The 22,249-nt window shown below is 44.2% G+C and carries 24 protein-coding genes; 22 read left to right on the top strand and 2 right to left on the bottom strand.

Translation table 11 applies throughout. The features are described from left to right. Positions 1–90 precede the first annotated feature (90 nt). From MKY99_RS26135 to MKY99_RS26030, 22 genes are all read left to right on the top strand, one after another. The gene (locus MKY99_RS26135) at positions 91–1,653 is read left to right on the top strand and encodes an ABC transporter ATP-binding protein (RefSeq protein WP_339267180.1); all 1,563 of its coding nucleotides are present in this window, start codon (positions 91–93) and stop codon (positions 1,651–1,653) included. Then, complete coding sequence (locus MKY99_RS26130; protein ID WP_042131006.1) at positions 1,646–2,692, top strand: ABC transporter permease; 1,047 nt, start codon at positions 1,646–1,648, stop codon at positions 2,690–2,692. The genes MKY99_RS26135 and MKY99_RS26130 overlap by 8 nt, the downstream gene beginning before the upstream one ends. After that, positions 2,689–3,627, top strand: a complete 939-nt coding sequence (locus MKY99_RS26125; RefSeq protein ID WP_042131005.1) for an ABC transporter permease — start codon at positions 2,689–2,691, stop codon at positions 3,625–3,627. Before MKY99_RS26130 ends, MKY99_RS26125 begins: the two co-directional genes overlap by 4 nt. A gap of 44 nt (positions 3,628–3,671) precedes the next feature. Next, positions 3,672–4,625 (top strand): nucleoside hydrolase, encoded by a 954-nt coding sequence (locus MKY99_RS26120; protein WP_076285325.1) that lies wholly within the window; start codon positions 3,672–3,674, stop codon positions 4,623–4,625. A gap of 3 nt (positions 4,626–4,628) precedes the next feature. Next, positions 4,629–6,026: an ADP-ribosylglycohydrolase family protein gene (locus MKY99_RS26115; protein WP_339267176.1), complete on the top strand. Its 1,398-nt coding sequence runs from the start codon at positions 4,629–4,631 to the stop codon at positions 6,024–6,026. A 374-nt stretch (positions 6,027–6,400) separates the two neighbouring features. Beyond that, entirely contained in the window at positions 6,401–7,162 is a 762-nt protein-coding gene (locus MKY99_RS26110) for an ATP-binding cassette domain-containing protein (protein WP_076285323.1), read from the top strand. Beyond that, a complete protein-coding gene (locus MKY99_RS26105; protein WP_339267174.1) occupies positions 7,155–7,817 on the top strand; it encodes a methionine ABC transporter permease in 663 nt (220 codons plus the stop codon). Before MKY99_RS26110 ends, MKY99_RS26105 begins: the two co-directional genes overlap by 8 nt. A gap of 71 nt (positions 7,818–7,888) precedes the next feature. Beyond that, entirely contained in the window at positions 7,889–8,716 is an 828-nt protein-coding gene (locus MKY99_RS26100; RefSeq protein WP_042191777.1) for a MetQ/NlpA family ABC transporter substrate-binding protein, read from the top strand. A 184-nt stretch (positions 8,717–8,900) separates the two neighbouring features. Further along, entirely contained in the window at positions 8,901–9,575 is a 675-nt protein-coding gene (locus MKY99_RS26095; RefSeq protein WP_042191775.1) for an ABC transporter ATP-binding protein, read from the top strand. Beyond that, positions 9,575–12,073 carry an ABC transporter permease gene (locus tag MKY99_RS26090; protein ID WP_339267171.1) on the top strand — a complete coding sequence of 833 codons (2,499 nt, stop codon included), beginning with the start codon at positions 9,575–9,577 and terminating at the stop codon, positions 12,071–12,073. Before MKY99_RS26095 ends, MKY99_RS26090 begins: the two co-directional genes overlap by 1 nt. 65 nt (positions 12,074–12,138) lie before the next feature. Beyond that, positions 12,139–12,600, top strand: coding sequence for a response regulator transcription factor (locus tag MKY99_RS26085; RefSeq protein WP_339267169.1), 462 nt, complete (start codon positions 12,139–12,141; stop codon positions 12,598–12,600). Continuing rightward, positions 12,594–13,013 (top strand): response regulator transcription factor, encoded by a 420-nt coding sequence (locus MKY99_RS26080; RefSeq protein WP_339267167.1) that lies wholly within the window; start codon positions 12,594–12,596, stop codon positions 13,011–13,013. The genes MKY99_RS26085 and MKY99_RS26080 overlap by 7 nt, the downstream gene beginning before the upstream one ends. Before the next feature lie 2 nt (positions 13,014–13,015). Next, a complete protein-coding gene (locus MKY99_RS26075) occupies positions 13,016–14,041 on the top strand; it encodes a HAMP domain-containing sensor histidine kinase (protein ID WP_339267165.1) in 1,026 nt (341 codons plus the stop codon). 226 nt (positions 14,042–14,267) lie between these two features. Next, positions 14,268–14,570 carry a hypothetical protein gene (locus MKY99_RS26070; protein WP_042191767.1) on the top strand — a complete coding sequence of 101 codons (303 nt, stop codon included), beginning with the start codon at positions 14,268–14,270 and terminating at the stop codon, positions 14,568–14,570. 44 nt (positions 14,571–14,614) lie between these two features. After that, the gene (locus MKY99_RS26065; protein WP_042130994.1) at positions 14,615–15,292 is read left to right on the top strand and encodes a PspA/IM30 family protein; all 678 of its coding nucleotides are present in this window, start codon (positions 14,615–14,617) and stop codon (positions 15,290–15,292) included. A 4-nt stretch (positions 15,293–15,296) separates the two neighbouring features. After that, complete coding sequence (locus MKY99_RS26060) at positions 15,297–15,764, top strand: PspC domain-containing protein (RefSeq protein WP_042194525.1); 468 nt, start codon at positions 15,297–15,299, stop codon at positions 15,762–15,764. 3 nt (positions 15,765–15,767) lie between these two features. Continuing rightward, positions 15,768–16,472, top strand: coding sequence for a PspA/IM30 family protein (locus MKY99_RS26055; protein ID WP_042191765.1), 705 nt, complete (start codon positions 15,768–15,770; stop codon positions 16,470–16,472). Between the two features lie 31 nt (positions 16,473–16,503). Continuing rightward, positions 16,504–16,662, top strand: a complete 159-nt coding sequence (locus tag MKY99_RS26050) for a hypothetical protein (RefSeq protein ID WP_339267162.1) — start codon at positions 16,504–16,506, stop codon at positions 16,660–16,662. Continuing rightward, positions 16,641–17,288, top strand: a complete 648-nt coding sequence (gene liaF / locus MKY99_RS26045; protein ID WP_042191763.1) for a cell wall-active antibiotics response protein LiaF — start codon at positions 16,641–16,643, stop codon at positions 17,286–17,288. The genes MKY99_RS26050 and liaF overlap by 22 nt, the downstream gene beginning before the upstream one ends. A gap of 30 nt (positions 17,289–17,318) precedes the next feature. Then, positions 17,319–18,353 (top strand): sensor histidine kinase, encoded by a 1,035-nt coding sequence (locus tag MKY99_RS26040; protein ID WP_042191761.1) that lies wholly within the window; start codon positions 17,319–17,321, stop codon positions 18,351–18,353. Positions 18,354–18,371: 18 nt separating this feature from the next. Further along, complete coding sequence (locus MKY99_RS26035) at positions 18,372–19,025, top strand: response regulator transcription factor (protein ID WP_179085807.1); 654 nt, start codon at positions 18,372–18,374, stop codon at positions 19,023–19,025. Positions 19,026–19,187: 162 nt separating this feature from the next. After that, positions 19,188–20,000, top strand: coding sequence for a YwmB family TATA-box binding protein (locus MKY99_RS26030; RefSeq protein WP_339267159.1), 813 nt, complete (start codon positions 19,188–19,190; stop codon positions 19,998–20,000). Positions 20,001–20,018: 18 nt separating this feature from the next. Here MKY99_RS26030 and MKY99_RS26025 read toward each other — a convergent pair whose 3' ends face one another. Both MKY99_RS26025 and MKY99_RS26020 read right to left on the bottom strand, forming a co-directional pair. After that, a complete protein-coding gene (locus MKY99_RS26025; protein WP_339267157.1) occupies positions 20,019–21,146 on the bottom strand; it encodes a Ger(x)C family spore germination protein in 1,128 nt (375 codons plus the stop codon). Beyond that, on the bottom strand, positions 21,143–22,237 hold the full coding sequence (locus MKY99_RS26020; protein WP_339267155.1) for a GerAB/ArcD/ProY family transporter: 1,095 nt from the start codon (positions 22,235–22,237) through the stop codon (positions 21,143–21,145). The genes MKY99_RS26025 and MKY99_RS26020 overlap by 4 nt, the downstream gene beginning before the upstream one ends. Positions 22,238–22,249: the final 12 nt, after the last annotated feature.

Here is a 22,249-nt window from a genome sequence, read left to right as displayed (position 1 = left end):
AGTGATAAACCTACAGTTGGAGATTCTTCTTTTAGAAGAATTCCAGCTGTATATTTTTGCAGACCTCCAAGTCGAAAGGCGTTGAGACCTATGAACAAAGCTCTGCTGGAAATGCGGGGAATTACCAAGGTGTATCCCAATGGTGTCGTTGCAAATAAAGACGTGCATTTTTCTTTACGTGAGGGAGAAATTCATGCGATTGCTGGCGAGAACGGCGCTGGTAAATCAACTTTAATGAAGATCATGTTCGGCATGGAAGAGCCTAGTGAAGGTGAAATCTTTATCAAGGGTGAAAAAGTGAAGCTGCAATCTGCTCAGGATGCCATTGATAGAGGGATTGGTATGGTTCACCAGCATTTTATGCTGGTCCCTTCTTTTACGGTAGCAGAGAACATGGTGCTGGGCATGGAACCTCGTAAGGGCGTTGGCATCAATTATGCAGAAGCTGTACGCATGACCGAAGAGACTGCGAAAAAATACAATCTGGCAGTGGATCCAAAAGCAAAAGTGGAGGATCTCACGGTTGGTATGAAGCAAAAGGTTGAAATTCTGAAGGCGCTGCTGCGTGGTGCAAAAATCCTCGTTCTGGATGAGCCGACCGCAGTGTTGACCCCACAGGAAACAGAGGAATTGTTCCGGGAGCTTAAGCAGTTAAGAGAGCAGGGTCATACGATTGTTTTTATTTCACACAAGTTGAAAGAAGTTAAAGCGATCTGTGACAGAATTACGATCATGCGTAGTGGACGTAGTGAAGGTGTCTTCCAAACGAAGGATGTCACGGAGCAAGAAATCTCACGCCTTATGGTGGGCAGAGACGTCGTGTTGAAATATGACAAGGAGATTCTGTCTATTGGCGAGCCGGTACTCATAGTGCAAGGTCTAGGTGTAAATGATGCACACGGCAAAGCGTTGCTATCAGATATCAACTTTGCGGTACGCGGGGGACAAATTATCGGGATTGCTGGTGTAGAAGGAAACGGGCAGACACAGCTCATTGAGGCTCTTACGGGTAGCCTAAGAGGGGTCTCAAGCCAAGGCTCTGTGCTAGTGAAGGGAAAAGATATTCGTGAATCGGATATTTTAAATATTCGTAAGCTTGGCGTTTCCTATATCCCAGAGGATCGGATGCATCAAGGGATAGCCAGTGATGCGAGCATAGCGGATAATCTGCTGTCCACTCAGTATCGTACAAAAGCTATGAATAAAGGCCCCTTTTTAAATGGATCACGAATTGCCAAGCTTGCAGTATCACTTGTAGAAGAATTTAAAGTCCGCTGTTCGGGACCTTCTCAGCCAATAGGTATGTTATCAGGTGGTAACATGCAGAAGGTTGTCGTAGCTAGAGAGTGTTCTACAGAACCGCAACTGCTTATTGCAGAGCAGCCGACACGGGGCGTGGATATAGGCGCGGCGCAGTTCATACATCAAAAGCTGTTGGAGCTGCGCTCAGACGATTGCGCTATTTTGCTAGTGTCAGCAGACTTAAATGAGATCTTGGAGATCAGCGATAGTCTACTAGTGATGTATGAAGGAAAGATTGTTGCCTTTTTCGAGGAGCCTTCCAAGGTTAGTGAAGAAGAATTAGGGCTTTATATGCTAGGGATTCATCGACAGGACGAGGAGCAAATCAGGAGGGCCGTAAATCATGTTTAAAGTAAAATATTTTGAATACATTCGAACATCGGCAGTAATCGTAATTGCACTCGCTATTGCTTTTCTGATCATCTCATTGGTCAGCAATCAGCCGGTGAAGACGATTGGGATATTCCTATTTGAGCCGCTATCCAGTAAAGGTCATATCGGTAATGTGATTGAGATGGCCATTCCGCTCATGTTCACTGGGCTAGCAGTTTCCTTGTTGTTCCGGGCAAATATGTTCAATTTGGGAGCTGAAGGGATTTTCTATTTCTCCGGTGTTGTAACTTCCGTGTTGGCTATTCATTTAACGCTGGACGGGTGGCTTCATCCGATCGTAGCTATTGCTGCGGGTTCTATTGTTGGTGCGTTGCTCTCGGCAATACCCGGGATCCTCAAAGCCAAATGGAATGCTAATGAGCTCGTTACATCCTTGATGTTCAATAATATTTTGTTTGGAGTAGGTTTATATCTACTGAACTATCACTTACGTGATGCAAAAGCATTTGCCAATGTATCCTACAAATTCGAGAAAACGGCACTGCTGAGTAAAATGGTACCTGGCACCCGTATTCATACCGGACTTATTATCGTTATCGTGCTTATTATTGCAGCGCATTTATTCCTATACAAGACTAAATGGGGATATGAGCTGCGAATGACAGGCATCAACCGGAACTTTGCACGTTATTCAGGCATGAAGACCGCGAAGGTTATTATACTGGTTCACTTGATTGCTGGTTTTATCGCGGGAATGGGTGGTTCCGTAGAAGTGCTAGGGATGTACAATCGATTCCAATGGACATCGTTACCAGGTTATGGCTTAGATGGTGCTCTTGTAGCGATGTTAGCCAAGAATAATCCGCTATCCGTAATCGGCGCTGCATTGTTCCTTGCATATATCCGGATCGGAGCCGACATGATGGCACGTCTATCGGATGTACCTTCAGAGATGATTTCTATTATACAGGCGATTATCATTCTTCTGATTTCGGCTGAACAATTTCTGAAGTTCTGGAAAAATCGGATGCTCTTGAAGGAGGCGAAGGAAGCGTGAATAGCTTGTTTGATGTAATTTTTACGACTGACTTTGCGTTTTCTGTTCTTCGAGTGACGACACCGATTCTATTCGCCGCATTGGGAGCGTTAATCTCTAATAGGGCTGGCATCATCAACATTGGTATGGAAGGCATCATGCTTGTCGCGGCGTTAGCCGGTGTCATTGTAAGCAGCTACACGCATAGTGCGTGGGTAGGTTTACTTGGGGCTGTGATGTCCGGAACACTGATCGCTGGAATATTAGCTTTTTTCACACTGAAATTTAAAACACATATCATTCTCGGCGGTGTAGCTATTAATATGTTCGCTTCAGGAGGAACCGTGTTTATTCTTTATCTGCTGAGTGGAGACAAGGGTTCTTCTACTTCTCTGGCGAGTAAAGTGCTACCTAGTGTAGAGATTCCTTTACTGAAGGACATTCCGGTGCTGGGGCCTATTCTATCAGGACATCACATTTTGACGTATGTATCTATTATTGCTGTGTTTGTTGTCTACTATCTCTTAAACCGTACACCGCTTGGTCTGCGCATTCGTTCAGTGGGTGAAAATCCACATGCGGCTCAATCTGTGGGAGTAAGTGTTGTGAAAATACAGTATATGGCTTTGCTGCTTAGTGGATTTTTCGCTGGTTTGGGTGGAGCTTACATGTCGATGGGTTACCTGTCACTGTTCACTCGCGATATGATCGCTGGTCGGGGCTGGATTGCGATTGCCGCAGAGTCTATGGGGAGAAGTACGACAGTGGGTACGGCGCTGACCTCTCTATTATTTGGTACGGCAGACGCCTTGTCGAATGCGCTACAGGTCTTGAAGATTCCTGCAGAACTGATCGCGACGCTTCCTTATGTAGCAACGGTAATTGGACTAGTGATCTATGCCGTATCTGAGACACGGAAAAAGAATAAAAAACTTAAAAGCCCGCTAGTAAAATAGCGATAAGAGTAACGAGGATTTATACAACTAGGGAGTGAATGACTATGCGAACACCTATTATTATTGACTGCGATCCAGGGCATGATGACGCAATCGCTATCCTGCTTGCAATAGCAAATTCGGAGAAGCTGGATCTGCGCGGGATTACAACGGTTGGTGGAAACCAGATCCTCGATAAAATCACAGAAAACGCACTTAAAGTGATCAGCTTTGTGAATGCTGATATTCCTGTAGCCAAAGGGGCTGCGGGTCCGCTGTTCGGCAAGCTTGTTACAGGTGAGGAAGCGCATGGTGAATCTGGCATGGACGGGCCACTATTGCCACCAAGTAAATTCCGGCCTGTAGAAGAAGGCGCTGTGGAATTCATGCTGAATATTATCCGTTCTTCGGAGGAGAAGATTACGCTCGTACCGATGGCTCCTTTAACAAATATCGCCCTGCTAATCACTGCTTATCCAGAGATTAAGGAAAGAATTGAAAAGATTTCACTGATGGGCGGAGGAATTTCTTATGGAAATGTAACCTCTACTGCGGAGTTTAACATCTATGTAGATCCTGAAGCTGCACGTATCGTGTTTGAATCGGGTATTCCGATTACGATGAGTGGTCTGGATGTGACCGATAAGGCAGCCATTTTCGAAGATGAGATCGTAGCATTGAAAGAGCGTGGGCCAGTGTCCACTATGGTCGGAGAACTGTTAGATTTCTATTCGATCTTCGGAAAGAAAATGGGCTATGTCGGTAGTGCACTGCATGATCCATGCGCCGTAGCTTGGCTCTTGCACCCAGAACTGTTTGAATCCGAGCATCTATATGTAACGGTAGAGACAGAAGGTAAGCTGACGCGGGGAATGACGGTTGCAGACAAACGAAAGAAGACGGATCGCCCAGCGAATGTAGAAGTCCTGGTGGGAGTAGACCGGGAAGCATTTATGAAGTTGATTTTTGATTCACTGGAAAAGCTAGATCAAGAGCTGCTTGCGGCTGAAGGGAACTAACCTATGGCAGGATGGGAGAGACTTCAGGAGACGGTTCAGTTTGAATTGGTTCAGCGTGGAGAAGAAGGCTGCAGGATTGACGGCTTCGCGGATAAACTAGCAGCTGCAGGTGCCGATGAGATCAAGCTGATGCAAGTATACAACGAGTTGATGGAGCTTACGGTTGCTGAGGACTTTCCTTATGAAGAGCCGTCTTCACTGGAGGAGATTCGTCGTCTTCGTCCAGAAGGTCCACGTAAGCTTGAGGCTGACTGGAGCGAAGCAGAATGGAGAGATAAGTTCTACGGAGCTTGGCTAGGTAGAAGCGTCGGTTGCGCACTTGGCAAACCATTGGAGTATTGGGACTACCTCTACGGTAAAGATGGACGTCCGGGTTGGGAGAATATTGAGCTGTGGTTCCGTGGTGCCGATGCATGGCCAATTACTGGATATACCCCTGGGCATTCACGGGCAGAGGCAGAATATGGTCTTGGCTTAAGTGATTGGACGTATGCGAGTACCAGCGAGACTATTAAGTTTATGGAGAGCGATGATGATATTCGTTACACGTTACTGGGCCTTATGCTGCTGGAGCAGAAGGGGCTGGACTGGGATTCTTGGGATATCGGGAAGCTCTGGCATAAACATCTGACATATGCTCAGGTATGTACGGCAGAGACACAGTCGTATATGAATTTTGCGCAGGAAACGTCTCATCTGCATGGTGAGAAGCCTGCGGATTGGCTGGCGCGGCAGGAAAGAGTGCGGATGCACTTAAATCCATACCGGGAGTGGATCGGTGCGGCTATACGCGCAGACGGACTGGCGTATGGTGCAGCAGGCCATCCTGAGCTTGCGGCGGAGCTAGGCTGGCGTGATGCTTCTTTTTCACATGTGAAGAACGGGATCTATGGAGAGATGTTTAATGCGGCGATGATTTCGGCTGCTTTTGCTGAAAAAGATAACGAGCGTATTCTTAAGATTGGTCTTAGTGAGATCCCTAGTACTAGTCGTCTGGCAAATGACGTTCTACGAGGTATAGATATTGCGCAGAAGGCCAAAAGTGAGCGGGAGTTGGTAAGTAAGATTTGGGATACATTCAGCCACTATGATGCGGTGCACACCAATAATAATGCTGCTCTTGTAGCTGCTTCGCTGGTCTATGGCGGGAATGATTTTGAAAAAGTGGTCGTTACATCCGTTTACGGAGGAATGGATACAGACTGTAATGGTGCTACAGTGGGTTCTATTATGGGAGCGAAGCTTGGAGCAAATGTGTTGCCGGCTTCGTGGGTTGAACCGCTCCATGATACGCTATATGCGGATCTACCCGGGTTTCATCCGATAGCGATTTCGGAATGCGCAGAGCGCAGCTATCAGGTCTTCTTGAAGATTCGAGGAGAGCTTGCCGAAAAGTCTTAGATCAAGGATTACGAAAAGAATGAAAGGATGTCTTAAGCTATCGAGCTTAGACATCCTTTTTTTCGTGGCGATCTAGTTCTTGAAATAGATGTAACAGCGGGTTTAGGAGTTAGGTAACAGGAGAATCCTGATTTGAAGAGGGATTAAGCTCAGTCATTTATTGGGAGATAAGCACGTGAAAATAGTCCGATATAATGGGCTTTTATTCTTTAATCCTTTTAATCTGATATATTACTAAAATAAAAATGATGACACAGAACATAAAATGCCTTATTATTTAAAGAGATTTTTAGTAAAACAGTTTTTAAATAATTATAGTACAAACCTTGGCTTAGAAGGTTTCAGAATAAACGGAAAGGAAGGGGGAGTTTGCAATCCTATCGCTGAGTCGGGTGAGTAAAGGTTTCAAGCTGAAGGACGGCACATATCAGGCGGTAGATGATGTATCGCTTGATGTGAAGAAGGGATCGATTCACGGGATTATTGGTGAAAGCGGGGCAGGGAAATCCACGCTGCTACGATTGATTAATCTGCTGGAAAAGCCGGATCAAGGGACAGTTACCGTAGAAGGGCATAATTTAACCGAAATGCCGAGTAAACAGCTACGGAAAGCTAGGGAAAAGATTGGGATGATTTTTCAGCAATTTAATCTGGTCAATAACGTCACGGTAAGCCGCAACATTTCGATCCCTCTGGAACTGGCGGGGGTGCCGAAGCGTGAACGGATGAAGCGGGTGAAGGAATGTCTCGATTTTGTCGGATTGGCTGATAAAGCAGAGCAATATCCCGCACAGCTAAGTGGAGGACAGCGACAACGTGTGGCGATCGCCCGGGCGCTTTCGAACAGTCCAGGACTATTGCTATGTGACGAACCAACATCCTCACTAGATCCAGGAACAACTGCGGATATTCTAGATGTCCTGAAGCATATTAATGGGGGCCTTGGGGTTACGGTAGTGATTGTTACGCATGAGATGGATGTTGTCAAAAGCATATGCACTCACGTATCGGTGATGGAAAATGGTCGAATCGTAGATTCATTCTCACGCCAAGATGGTGATTTCCGGCCTGCTGCAGTCCGTACTGGCTCTTACCGGGATCAAATTCTGGGTAAAGCGGGGGAAACGCATGTTTGATAGTGTACTTCAATATCAGGCACAAATGTGGGAATCTATCGGAGAAACTTTTATAATGGTCGGTATTTCTGTTGGTGCCGCACTGCTGCTGGGGCTTCCGCTCGGGACGTTATTGTTTTTTTGCCGAAAAGGGCAGCTCTATGAGAATAAAACATTGTCACTGGTACTCAACAGCATCGTAAATATTATCCGTTCATTTCCATTCCTGCTGCTTGTGGTTGCACTCATTCCGGTCACTCGTTTCCTCGTCGGAACTGCGATTGGAACAATGGCTGCCACGGTTCCGTTATCCATTGTTGCCATTGCTTATTACTCTCGTCTGGTGGAGCAGTCTTTGCTGGAGGTTCCTAAAGGAGTCATAGAAGCGGCGTTGTCTATGGGAGCCTCGAAGCTGGGGTTGATCTTTAAGTTTCTGTATGTAGAGGCTCGTTCGGGTCTAGTGCTCGGACTTACTACCTCCACCATAAGTTTTATCTCTTACTCGACCGTAATGGGGGTTGTTGGAGGGGGCGGGGTTGGTGATTTTGCGATCCGTTACGGATATCAGCGTTTTGAGACTGAAGTGATGATCTATGCGATTGTTGTGATGATTGTATTGGTTCAGTTGGTTCAATTCACAGGAGCTACGATCTCACGGCTGTTAGATAAACGTTAATCGTTCAACCCGTACATCAAATTTTGTAATACAAAATGGTTAAACATATAAACTGGGGGTTAGTTGTAGTAATGAAAAAATCAATGATAGTTGTGCTTATGTTAATGGTATTGGTCGTAGCGGGTTGTGGCTCTAATAAAGCAGCCGAGAACAATTCTGCAAAAGGTAGCGATGAGCTAACGAAATTAAAGATTGCTACATTGATTCCACCAATGACGGAAATTCTGGATATTGTGAAGCCACTTCTGAAGGAAGATGGCATTGATCTTGAAATCGTTGTGCTGTCTGACAATGTGCAGCCTAATGAGGCTTTGGCGAATAAAGAGGTAGACGCTAACTTTTTCCAACATGTTCCTTATATGAAGCAATTTAATGAAAGCAAAGGCTCCAATCTAGTAGAGGTACAGCCTGTCTATGACGCTATTTACGGTGGATACTCCAAGCGTTACAAGAATGTTGCGGATCTGCCGGAAGGCGCAACACTAGTAATGGCTAATGACCCTTCAAATATCGGCCGTTCTTTACAAATGTTCGCTGCAGCTGATTTGATTAAGCTAAAAGAAGGTGTAGGCATTAAGGCTACACAAGCAGACATTACTGAGAATCCAAAAAACTTTAAGTTTGAGGAAGTGGATCTGTTGATGTTGGCCCGTATGCTGGATGATGGAGATCTAGTGGCAATGACTCCGGCTTATGCCAGCCCGCTTGGATTGACACCAAAGAAAGATGCACTGATTACTGAAGGCGCGGATTCTGAATTCACGATCACCTTGGTTGCGCGTGAAGACAACAAGGACTCTGATGCGATTCAGAAGCTAGCTAAACGGATTAGCGGACCAGAAGTGAAGAAATTCCTTGAAGATAACTATGCGGATATCGCGTTGCCTGCTTTTAAATAAGCTTAGATAGTTAGATTAGTAATTCAACGAGACTTGTCCATTATGGGCAAGTCTTTTTTTACATATCAGAAAGTATGTATTGGGAGGCCCCGCTTTGTGGGGATATTTTGGTGTGTCACTAGAATGTAAGAACTGCTCTATATAATGGGTTGTAGAATAACAAAGCGGAATGGAGATGGGAAATATGTCTGTACTCAGCGCAATTAATCTCACAAAACATTACGGTAAGGGGACTAACCTGGTCAAGGCACTGGATGGTATTAATGTAGAGGTACACAACGGTGAATTTATAGCGATTGTCGGGACTTCAGGAAGTGGCAAATCAACGCTCTTACATATGCTAGGCGGGCTTGATCGGGCGACAGAAGGTCAGGTGATCATAGATGGTAAAAATATTTTTGGGATGAAGGATGATGAGTTGACGGTATTTAGAAGAAGAAAGATCGGATTTGTGTTTCAGAACTATAATCTAGTGCCGATTCTTAATGTATACGAGAATATTGTGTTGCCCATAGAGCTGGATGGAAACAAAATAGACAAGGATTTCGTAGATCATATTGTGAATACGTTAGGTCTTTCGCAAAAATTGGACAACCTCCCTGGTCAGCTTTCAGGCGGTCAGCAGCAAAGGGTAGCCATCGCACGGGCCTTGGCAGCTAAACCTTCCATTATCCTAGCAGATGAACCTACAGGGAACTTGGACAGCATCACTAGCCAGGAGGTTATTGGATTACTCAAAGTAACAAGCAGACAGTTTAATCAGACGATTCTAATGATTACTCATAATGAAGAGATTGCTCAGCTTGCAGACCGGACCATCCGGATAGAGGACGGTAAAATTACTGGAGGGGCATTGTGATGATGTTTCCAAACAGTAATAAGCCCGTTGTTAAAAAGCTGACGAGCAGAAGCCTGAAAGCCAATCGGACCCGAAATCGTTTTGTGATTCTGGCCATCGTGCTTACTACCTGGCTCATTACTTCTTTTTTTAGTATTGGACTGAGCAACTATAAGACCTTCGAAATGCAGCAATTGAAAATAAACGGAACCATGGCTGATGTCTACTTAACCTCCCCGTCAGAACAACAAATGAACAAGTTAAAGGAACTCTCCTATATTAAGACCATCGGACTCCAGTCCAGAGTAGGTAATGTGATCAATACGCCAGAAATAGGAGATCTTAATTTAGCTCTGCTCTGGTATGACTCTACAGAATGGACAGAGATGCGTAAGCCAGTGATCGATGGTCTAAAGGGAACTTATCCAGATAAGGAAAATGAAATCGCCGTTCCTTTATGGATATTACAGTCAATGGGGATGGATGATCCACAGATTGGTATGAGCTTGCCGTTAACTTACTCTTTTACCCGTGATGGGGTGAAATCTCAGCAAAGTAGCAATTTCGTACTAAGTGGATGGTTTACCGATTACAGTCATGTTCGTACCGGAAATTCTGGAGCTATGCTGGTATCGGGGGCTTTTGCTACAGCTCATGGCGTAGATCTTAAGAATCCCAAAAATGCCACTATTCTATTTAATGAGAAAAATACGGATGGACTTATCTCACGTTTGCAACAGGATATTCCTTTGGGAAAAAATCAAAAGCTTGAACCTGTCTCTAACCAATCGTCTACCTCTTCGGATAGAACAGCAACTTTGATTGGTTACGCTGGAATTATATTATTTGTTATGTTGAGCGGATATTTATTGATTTATAATGTGCTTTATATTTCTGTCTCACGGGATACAAGGTTCTACGGTCTGCTTAGAACGCTAGGAACTACACAACGGCAGATTAAAAAAATAGTTAGGGCACAAGCTTCACGGTTAGCACTTATCGCTATCCCACTGGGACTTGCCGCAGGAGCTGTGACTTCCTTCGTAATGGTGCCGCTTGCTATGAGTACAATGGATTTGGATACGGGCGTGGTGATTTCTTTTCACCCGTTAATCTTTATTGGAGCTGCGTTGTTTGCTTGGTTGACCACCATGTTTAGCGCTATCAAACCTGCCTCTATCGCTGGCAAAGTTTCTCCAATAGAAGCGGTGAGATATACAGGGACGATGGTTAAAGCTAAGACGAAGCGGGGAACTGGCGGATCTAAGGTGCACCGACTGGCTTGGCGTAATATTTTTAGAGTGAAAAAACGGGCGATGGTTGTGTTTCTCTCTTTATTTCTGGGACTGACAACTTTTCTGGTGATCAATACACTTGTGCTTAGTATGAGTACAGATCATTTTATTGCTGAATACATGGATAACGATTTCACGCTGTCTAATCAAACGATGTCCTTTGGATTTGAGGGGGAAGAGAAAGCCAAGATTACAGCGGATATGATCAAGGAAATTCAGGATATAAAGGGAGTAAAAGAGGTCTTCAAAGCTTATAGTGGGATAGGTCAGATCAAGTATGATCCTGAGGTATTCAGTAAGTATGTGGATGAATTCGCAAAATCATATCACACAGATCGCCCTACCGATGATCAATTGGCTGAGCCTCAAAGCATGTTCTCAATGACCCATGTTATTGGGGTAGATGCAGATCAGGTTAAGAAGATGGAAGAAAAATTAGGAATCACTGTGGATAAGGAACGTTTTGAAAAGGGTGAGATTGCCTTGCTGGACAATTTTAGTCTCGCTGGTATTAAGATTGGAGATAACTTTCAAATTAGTCCTATAAACAGCGATGCAGCACAATCTTTCGAAATTGGAGGGCTTGCTGATTTCAGCTCTCTAGGGTCGTCACACTTTGTAGCTCCGAATGTATACATTAGCCATACTGCTATGGAGAAACTCATGAATGACCCACTTATAAGTAAAGTATATATTAATGCAGACCCAAAAGACTGGAAGCCGATTACCGATCAATTGGAAGGACTCATCGGCGGAGATGGTGAGCTGAAGCTGGAGTCGAAGCTGTATATGGAAAAGTTCATGGAATCGGCTAAGCTAACCTTTTACATTATGGGTGGCGGAATTGCGCTCATTCTAGCGCTGATTGGAATTTTGAATTACGTTAATATTATGTATACAGGGGTTGTAGCTCGGAAGCTGGAGTTCGCAGTGATGGAGAGCATCGGGATGACCTCTAAGCAGATGAGAAAGCTGTTGCTGTTTGAAGGGGCAGGTTATGCGATCATATCGACACTGCTAATCTCAACAATAGGCACATTAATCAGTTACGGTGCTTATAGCCTGTTCAGCCAAGAGGCTACTTATGCAGTATTTAGCTTCCCAACCCTTCCGCTTTCTATTGCGATTGTACTCGTTTTTGCGGTTTGCCTGAGTGTTCCGCTTATTGCTTATAAGCAAATCAAAAAGGACAGCATTGTGGAACGTCTGCGGCAAATGGAATAGAGCTAATTAATTAACAGCGTAGCCTTCCTCTGCTTGTTACAATGATAAGTATAGAGGTGAGTTTAATGACAACCATTCTAATTGTAGAGGATGACCGTCTCTTAAACGAGGGGCTGAAGTTCATGCTTGAAAAAGAAAACTATAATATTATTCAGGCCTATTCTTTTCAGGAGGCGGCTTCTAGAATTCAGGATCAGACCATCAGTCTGGTCCTTTTGGACATTAACCTCCCAGATGGGAGTGGTCTTGCACTGTGCCAGGAAATTCGGCGAACGAGTTCCATTCCGGTTATATTTCTAACTGCCAACGATACTGAGCAGGATATGGTAGCTGGATTTGGGCTAGGAGCTGATGATTATATTGCGAAGCCATTTAGCATGGTCGTACTTTTGCAGCGTGTTAAGGCTGTTCTTCGACGAACAGGCACTGATGGTGGCTCAGAGCTGTTTCAATACAAGGATATTACAATTAACTCAGCCAAAATGAAGGTTTACAAATTGCCAACGATACTGAGCAGGATATGGTAGCTGGATTTGGGCTAGGAGCTGATGATTATATTGCGAAGCCATTTAGCATGGTCGTACTTTTGCAGCGTGTTAAGGCTGTTCTTCGACGAACAGGCACTGATGGTGGCTCAGAGCTGTTTCAATACAAGGATATTACAATTAACTCAGCCAAAATGAAGGTTTACAAATATGGACAAGAGATAAAACTAACCACCAATGAGCATCGTCTCCTTGCTATCTTAACCGAGAATAGCGGTCAGGTTCTAACTCGGAGGTTAATGCTGGAGAAGCTATGGGATATAGAAGGTAATTTCGTGGATGAGAATACGCTAAGCGTAAATATTCGTAGGTTACGGGCCAAAATTGAGGATGACCCTAAAGATTGTCAATACATTAAAACTGTATTCGGTATTGGCTACACATGGGGAGAGTAAGGATGAAGAACCCTTTTAGAAAAATTATTTGGAGCTCGTTCACCCTTTTGGCAGTAGTCGTTGCGTTGTTTGTATCTATACTTATCTATTATAAGCCTGAGAAGCATGTAGTTATTGGATGCGTGGTGTTTATTAGCGTGATGGCTCTGCTGTTTATAAGTTTTGTGCTCGCGCTTCGTAAAGAAATGCTAAACACGCTATCTTCATTGTCGGGATTGATTCAAGATCTTATCAATGGACAAATGACTCAGATGTTCCCGGTGCAGGAGGATACACTCCTCTCTAAATTACAGCATCAGGTTATTCAATTATCTGAGCTGTTGTCTTCGCAGAAGCAGCGCTACCGTGAAGAGAGTCATGAAGTCAAAACATTGATCTCTGATATCTCTCATCAACTGAAGACCCCTTTAGCCAATTTAGGGATGTATAACAGTCTTCTTATGGATGAAGGGCTCCCCGCTGAAACACGCAGTGAATTTACTCGCCATATGGGTAGTCAGATTGAGAAGCTGTCTTGGCTTATGGAGAATCTGATCAAGTTATCACGGCTCGAATCCGGTATTATAGAGCTTCATGCTGCGGAGAAGCATAATCTTGAGAATACTGTGCTGTCAGCCATCAAACAGGCATTTCCAGCAGCCGAGCAAAAGAATATAGAGATCTTACTGGAAACGGATCAGGAGATTACGCTGCAACATGATCCCAAGTGGACGGGAGAAGCTATCTATAACATCATCGATAATGCTCTGAAATATACGCTCGGGTCCTGCAGTGTTAGAATTACGATTCGCAGATATGATCTTTTTGCAAGGATTGATATTGCTGATGGTGGAATAGGAATTCCTGTCGCTGAGATGAATGACATTTTCAAACGATTTTACCGAGGAACGGGTTGTAATGGAACAGAAGGTGTTGGCATAGGCCTTTATTTAGCCCGTAAAATTGTGACCGAGCAGGGTGGATATATAAAAGTGAGATCAGAGTTAAGTAAAGGAAGTGTTTTTTCTATATTTTTGCCGTTACGCTGATTCTGAAGGTACTCGAAGCTTAGCCCCTAAATTGGGGGTTTTTCTCATTAAAGTCGCTATTTCATTGAGGAAAAGTGCTTTGCTAGCCCTATAGTGGTCTGCAGTCGCACAGCTACCTCGACTTAGGTCCAGTAACAAAAACCGTCGTTGGTCTGTTTTGAAAGTCTGCGAATTGCTCTAGAATAAGGCTATAAGGTTAAGGACAACGAAAGGCGGTGAGAAAATAATGCAAAGAAGACAAGGAAACGGATTGGCGGTTGTGCTGATTGTGATTGGTGCGGTAATGCTACTCGGTTTAGCGCTTCCTCTGATTCACGGTATTTTCAGACTACTGTTCCCAGTATTGCTGGTTGTTCTCGGGTACTATGGGATTAAGAGTGGACGCAAGGTTATCGGTTGGGTACTAATGTTCATTGGTGTCATGACCTTAATCGCGAAGCTTTCCTGGATCATCGGACCACTTCTAGGTGTGGCGTTGATCGTATGGGGAGTGTCAGCTTTAAAGGGTAGAAGAAATGGTACTTATTAAGAAGAATTGTACTTAAACAAGAAGCAGGGAGGGAGCAGGAGATTATGAGTGTTTTTCGTCGCATGAGGGATATTACAGTAGCTAATCTAAATGAACGTCTAGAGCAAAGTCAAGATCCTGTGAAGCTAATTGATCAATTTCTACATTCAACTCGCGAGGAAATCAGTGAAGCTGAAAGACTGTATCAGCAATACGCTTCCCATACGAAGCAATTGCAGCAGCAAGTGAATCAAGCGACTGCCATGAGAAATAAACGTGAGGAACAGGCGTTACTCGCATTAAAAGCGGGCGAAGATCATCTGGCAAAGCTGGCTTTGCAAGAAAAGATCATTCACGAGGAAAAGTTGGAGCAGTACAGCGGGCTACTTGAACAAAGTAAGCAATCCTTGTTTGAACTTGAAGGACAGCTGAATGAGCTGAAAATAGAGTATCAGACAGTGTACAGCAAACGTCAGTATTACGCGGCACGGATGGAGTCGCTGAGACTACAGCAACGTATGAATCAAAGAGCAAGTGCTTATGGTAACGGCGGTGATGTTCCCAAAATGTTCGGACGTCTGGAAGATCGGATGTCAGATTGGGAATTAGAAGCGAAGAGCTTGCGCGATGTGCGTCGCATGGGACAGGAATATGCGGTGCAAGCAGGTGAGACTGTAGCAACCGTACTCGAAAGAGAAATGGCTCGCTTAAAGGAGAAACTGAACAATGGTGGAAAGGAGTAGCGCTATGAGTCGATTATATCGTTCAACTAGAGATAAAGTGATGACGGGTCTTGCAGGTGGATTATCTGAGACACTCGGTATTGATTCCACGCTATTCCGGATTCTGTTACTGGTCAGCATTCCATTTACAGGAGGTGCCGTGATTCCAGTGTACTTCATTGCAGCGCTGGTCATTCCGAAGGAGCCTACGCATTATAATCCTTTCGGACCAGGCCCTGGTGCACCGGGTGGCCCATTCGATGGTCCTTACTCAGGTAGACCGGAACATGGACACGGACCGCATGCTAATGGCGGACATGGACCTTATGGACGCCAACCTAACTACAATCCCAATTTTGAGAAGAACAACGCATATTCAGCTCCGGATTCCGGTTTGGATGCGATGATGAAGGATATCGAGAAGAAGGCTTTGCAAAAAGAAGTAGAAGAACTCAAACAAAAACTGTCTAAATATGAGAAAGGGGAATTGTAAATCATGGGAGTATTTCAAAGAATTAAAGATATGACTAAGGCGTCGGTAAATGACTTGTTGGATAAGGTAGAGGACCCAATCGTAATGCTTAACCAATATCTGCGCGATATGGAGGCTGAAATCCACGAAGCAGAAGTTACAGTTGCCAAGCAAATGGCGAACGAACGCCGCATGAAACAACGCGTGGAAGAAGCAGCAAAAATGTCCGCACAACGTGGAGCACAAGCTGAATTGGCACTGAAAAACGGCCAAGAAGAAGTGACTCGTAAGCTGTTGGAAGAAAAAATCTACTTCGATCAAAAACAAGCGGAATACAGCGATCTTCATGCTCAAGCTGAAGTGCAAGCGAAGGAATTGGTTGGGCAGCTGCATGATATGAAGGATGAATTCTACAAGCTACGCAACAAGCGTAACGAGCTCGTATCCCGTGCTCAAATGGCTAAAGCGAAGAAACAAATGACGCAAATCAGCAGCGTACATTCCATCGAAAGTGGCAGTGCGTCACTCGGATTCCACCGGATGGAAGAGAAGATTATGCAGCTTGAAGCAGAAGCAGATGTAATGCGTGCACCTTACAGCCCATCCGCTGCCTACACAAAACCAGTCGATGTTGAGAAGCAACTGAAAGTGGATGAGCAACTGGCTGCACTGAGAAGCAAGCTGAATGATACACCGGCTGCTCCTTCTTTAAACAAAAAAGAAGAATAAATCCTGTTCCTAAAACTTAAGTAGATATGATATGCTGGACAAGAAGAAGCCATACGGTATGGATCTCCATACCGATATGGCTTTTGTAGCGGCTGGCTATAATATATTGATGGTTGTAGTTTTGCTTACGAAGTTAGTTTTGCTACGCAAAACTTTAGGAGGTGCGAAATGGATAAACGAAACCGTTTGATTGCCATCGGACTGATCGGTGTTGGCTGCATGATGATTTTTGGTAGATGGCTCGGCTTTTTCTCCATTGTCGCGCTTCTATTCCTGTTCCTAGGAGTCTACCGCACGACGTCAGGAAAAGTGAAGCAGGGTTATAAGCTGCTCGGGATTGGCGCTATATTACTTTTGCTGGATCATTTGGTGCTCGTGCTGGGGATTTGTTTGATTTCATTGGGGATGTTTTTTACTAAATCCAAAAGAGTTCAGCGTAAGGAAGGGTTTATGCAGAAGCAAAACTTTTCGTCTAGATTTGACTGGGATCGCTCACCCTGGGTGATGCATAGCCTCAGCTCATGGCATATCCTTGGAGAGGCCGATCTTGATCTTTCACTGGCTATGGCGGAGCAAAAGGAAACGGTTATGCTGTTTCAAGGAATCTTTGGTGATATGGACATTCAATTGTCAGATGATTATGGTGTGGAAATAGAAGCCTTTGTGCTTTTTGGATCGATTGAATTCGGTAATGGGCGCGATACTGGTATGCTAAACCGTCTGAATTGGAAGTCCCCTAACTATGAGAGCAGTGAATATAAGGTAAAGTTTAGTGTGTCTTATTTGATGGGAGATTTGGATGTGCGATTATCCTGATTAGTCTGATACAGAAGGGAGGGTCCCCGTATGGATAAAAAGAACAAAAATATGATGTCACGCAGTATGGGTGAGGGGGCTCTGTTCTCTTTTGTCATGCTGCTTGTGATATTGTACACCATGTATACATATGGCTATTTAAAGCCTTTTGAAAGCTGGATGATTGGATTACGCACGGCATTTACTCTAATTCTGCTGCCCATGGGGTTCGGGGTTGGCTTTGGTTTCTATCAGAGCTTCCGAGTAAAGCGAAAGTTGGAACGCCTGAGAGAAACTCTCGTATTGTGGGAGAAGGGAAACTTAACGCTATCTATGCCTGACTTGGGTGACGATGAGCTGGGAAGGCTCGGAGAACAATTAGGCCGAATTAGTGGAAAATGGGAAAACCAAGTGACAACACTGCAGCGATTGTCTACAAATAACGCGAAGCTCGCGGAGCAAGCACGAGTATCTGCTATTATGGAAGAGCGCCAGCGGCTTGCGCGTGAATTGCATGATGCAGTCTCACAGCAGTTGTTCGCGATCTCTATGACCGCCACGGCTGTAGGCCGGACGCTGGAGAAGGATTTTGACAAGGCGCAACGGCAAATTGCACTTATCGAAGAAATGTCTGCTGTAGCCCAATCAGAGATGAGAGCACTATTGCTTCATTTAAGACCTGTTTATTTGGAAGGTAAGGGATTAGAGCAGGGGCTGCAGGAGTTGATCAAGGAACTTAAGGTTAAGGTTCCGATTGAAATCGTGTTCGAGATGGACCCTGATGTACAATTGCTAAAAGGGGTAGAGAATCACTTATTCCGTATTGTGCAGGAGGCAATCTCCAATACGCTTCGTCATGCGAAAGCAGAAAAGATGGAAATCAGGCTGCATCGGCGAGGAGATACAGTTCGTTTGACGCTCCGTGATGATGGGATTGGTTTTGAATTGGATGATAGTAAACAAACTTCCTACGGTTTGTCGAATATGCAGGAGCGGATGAATGAAATCGGAGGTTCCATTCAGTTTATTACCGCTCCGGGTAAAGGAATGCGGATTGAAATTACCGTTCCGTTAGTCAATGAATAATAGGAGGAAAGAGTGACCATGGAGATGGAGGAAGCCATTAAGGTATTGCTTGTAGATGATCATGAAATGGTGCGGATCGGACTAGCTGCTGTTCTAGGTACTGAAGACGGAATTGAAGTCGTAGGGGAAGCTGGAAGTGGGGAAGAAGGTATCCGCCTGGCACAAGAGTACAATCCGGATGTAGTCCTGATGGATCTCGTAATGGATGGGATGGATGGGATTGAAACGACCAAACACTTAATGAAGCAGTATCCCGAAATCAAAGTTATTGTGTTGACAAGCTATCTGGATGATGAAAAAATGTATCCGGTGATTGAAGCAGGTGCGTTCAGTTATCTACTAAAGACCTCACGAGCTAGTGAAGTGGCAGATGCCATACGCGCTGCGGCAAGAGGCCAGTCTGTACTGGAGTCACAGGTCGCCTCTAAAATGATGAATCGTTTTCGAAACAATGCAAAGGGTGAATCCCCTGCTTATAAAGAGCTTACGGAGCGCGAGATGGAAGTATTACGCCTGCTGGCGCAAGGTAAATCGAATCAGGATATCGCGGACCAACTAATTATTGGGATCAAGACTGTGAAATTTCATGTAACGAATATTCTCGCGAAGCTGGGTGTGGAAGACCGGACCCAAGCAGCAATTTATGCATATAAAAATGGACTAGCTGAATAATTGGATATCCCAATTGGTGTGAGTACAAGAACTGGCCAGAGTAAGAAGGGCTGGTTTTTTTGTGTGCACGAGTATAAGAAAATACTTGTCTCCGTATAAAATCTTGTAAAGCGGACATCCTGTTTAGTAGATTAATAGACCGGATTGAGAGGGTGTTGGATTGTGGGGTATGTAGAAGAAAGTAAAGGAAAGAGACACGGTGCAGGCCGAAAAAGCGGTATTAAAGGAATGTTGCTGGTATTGATTCTATGCTGTACTGCGTTACTTTTGGCAGGTTTTCGGGGCGAAGGTGAAAAAGAGAGCAGTCAGATCGCCCAATTGAAAAAGTCACTTCCTCTCCTGACCTCCCTTGGTAAAAGTGTTACAGTACCCGGCTCCCCTCTTCGTTTAGTTTTAAAATGGCAGGGAGAATTCAATGGTGATGGTCTAGAGGCTGGTGTCACTGCAACTAACCTATCCGATGATCTTGGGTTGGGAGAAACAAGCCGGGAAGACGAGGGTGAACATCTTACTTATCGTTCGGCTGCCGACAAAGCCGGTTTTCAAACCACCATGTTCTGGAGTGAGCTTGGAAACGGACGTAGTTATGTGATTGTAACCCTGGAGACACCCGATTTGTTAAATGCTCCCGATCTGCAAGCTGAAGCAGAAGAAGCTGGCGCGAAACTTCGGAAGATCGGAATCGCAGCGGAATGGAACACCTCACTTCAGGGTGCTGCGAAGGAGCAGGAGGACCCTCAGAAGGCTCTATTGTTAACGGAGCAGAATATGTACGCACAACTGCCCGATCTTAAAGTACAGGAAAGCTACGAAGACGAAACAACAGCCAGCCATACTTATAGTACATCAGCATTGTTGCATTCTGTAATCAGCGGAAACCACGAGGTAGTTCTACAGACAGCTATTCATCAGGATACAAAAGAGGGAAGCAGCCGCGTTACGATTGGATCACCATTAATAACAATAGAATATTGAAAAAGACCAATCAAGGATCTATTGTAGAATACCCGTACTTACAATTTTAACATCAACCTTGGTATGGAATTTTACTTTCCGGTAATCCTCAGACCAATTTTTGTTGCTCCAGACATTGTGATGATAAGCAATAAGTTTTCTTCCTACACCAAAGATATCACAGTTTGCCTTTTGGATTTCATTAACAACTGTCTTGGCTTCCTTTGTAAGCAAATCCGAAAGATCTTGATTGACTTTTTTAAGTTCTTTTTCGTCGAGTACATCCGTAAACTCTTCTACGACGGCTTGCAGCTCTAAGCCCAAATTCACATCAATGCTTTCATCAGCAGAAACGGATACCTTGAATTGCCGCTTTATTTTTTTTGAACCCACATTAATAGTAATGAAATTCCGAATATCATCGGAATGTCCCAAATCAAGTTTCTTAGTGAAGCGGGCATTTTTCCCCTGTTGTCCCATCAGCAGAACCATCATGATTGACTGATCGGGGTTCAACATTCCGCTGTAATTCTGGTCATGAAAGAGAGCTACCCCTTTCGTGATTATTTCGCCCCCATCTCTGCCTAGATATGGAAGAGCAAAGTCATGCCCTGGATCCATCAGGGATCGGAACACGGTATCTGCCGTTTCTTTTGGAAAAATACTCATTTCTTCCAGACTATCGATCTTTTGCTTAATGAATTCACCGATCTTTAATTCCCCAACCTTTTTTTGTTCAAGAATTTGGGCAGCTTCTCCTTCCGTAATAATTAGCCGAACGTTGGATGTTGGATTGCTTGGATCCCTATAATTCACATCCAGAATAGGGTACAGGCCACGCTCAGCCGTAGTCCTTCCCATAAGCTCAAACCCATATTTAATAAATCTAATGTTTCCCCTAACTTTATTTCGCAATTGATTGCTTGCATTGCGCACAGTCGATCCGATACTTGAATGGATTTCATTCTTGGTAGCTTTCTGCTCAATATCGGGGGGAATGATTAATTCGATGGTTTCTTTGATCTCTCCGTTCTCTGTATAATCAATTGCAGCACAATAAGCCAGATGCAGGTCTTTCAAATATTCCCGGTCCCAACATCCAGTAAGACAGATGGAAACAAGGGCAATTAAAAGTAAATGCGACTTGAATTTCATGTCAAACTTCATGCAAGACCACCTGGCTTTCTCTTCATAAATAGGGAAATCATCAGCAATACCATCGATAATCCGGCAATAAACACATAGGCCGCATAGTTAGCGGCTGTATCAAAAAGATGTACACCTGCAGGAGTTACAGGTGCAAGTGCGATCATAAAAGAAATGATTTTTACAAACGGAGCAAAATGTTTATGGCTTTTTCGACTAAATAAAACACTGAGTCCAATGGATGCTGCATAGCAATAGCTAACAATAGAACAAACAAGCGTGATGGCCCAAATCGGCAGAAACAGGATATCTGCACGATCCACGATATAAAAGTTAAGAGATTTTACTAAGTAGATGACGGGTTCGGGCATGATTTTGATTTGCTCAGAGTTAAATACCATCAGACAGGTGGATACCACGAAGACATAGAGCAGGGTTACGAACCAACTGGCTAGACTAATGGTCATTAATTTTTGTTTATTTGTACCTTCGGAAAGCGGATAGACGATCATCATCATTTCGAAACCATACATTGATTTAGTTGATTCCTGTGCTCCCTTCACAACATTCCAGAATCCGTTCTCCAAAAGGGGGAGCATAAATTCAAAATGAGCTTGAGTTAAACCATAGCTGACAAATAGTATAAGCGGGACAAAAAGAACTGTTGCCAATGTATAGAATCTGGCCAACACTGTAAGCTTTTCCCTTGCCAAATAGAGTGTCATGATCGAAAAGAGGGTTAATATAGCCCATCTTGGTGTGGATTGCAGAATCCACCTCTGCAGCACCTCTACCGCACTGAACATAATATTGGAGCCAAGCAGAACAAAGTAACTGATGTAAGCGATTATAAGTATTCTACCGATAATTGGACCTCCGAGCTTTAAACATATAGAAAATAAGTTGAGTCCGGGGAAATTTTTCAGCAGAACCCATAGAAGAATGATAACAAGTTGGGTAATGATGCCCGCAATCAAAACAGAGAGCGCTCCTCCACCCTTGGCCACTTCGTTAAGCTTGAAGGGAAGAGACAGAATGCCAACCCCGATTTGAGCTTGAATCATAAAGCAGAAAAGTTGCCCCCTCGTTATCATTTTTTCTTTTTGAGTCATTCTTATAACTCC

Origin of the sequence: Paenibacillus sp. FSL R5-0470 (assembly GCF_037975205.1) — a bacterium.
Lineage (GTDB): Bacteria > Bacillota > Bacilli > Paenibacillales > Paenibacillaceae > Paenibacillus_AQ.
The sequence above is the reverse complement of the archived record's forward strand: the minus strand, read 5'-3'. Positions and strand labels throughout refer to the sequence as shown.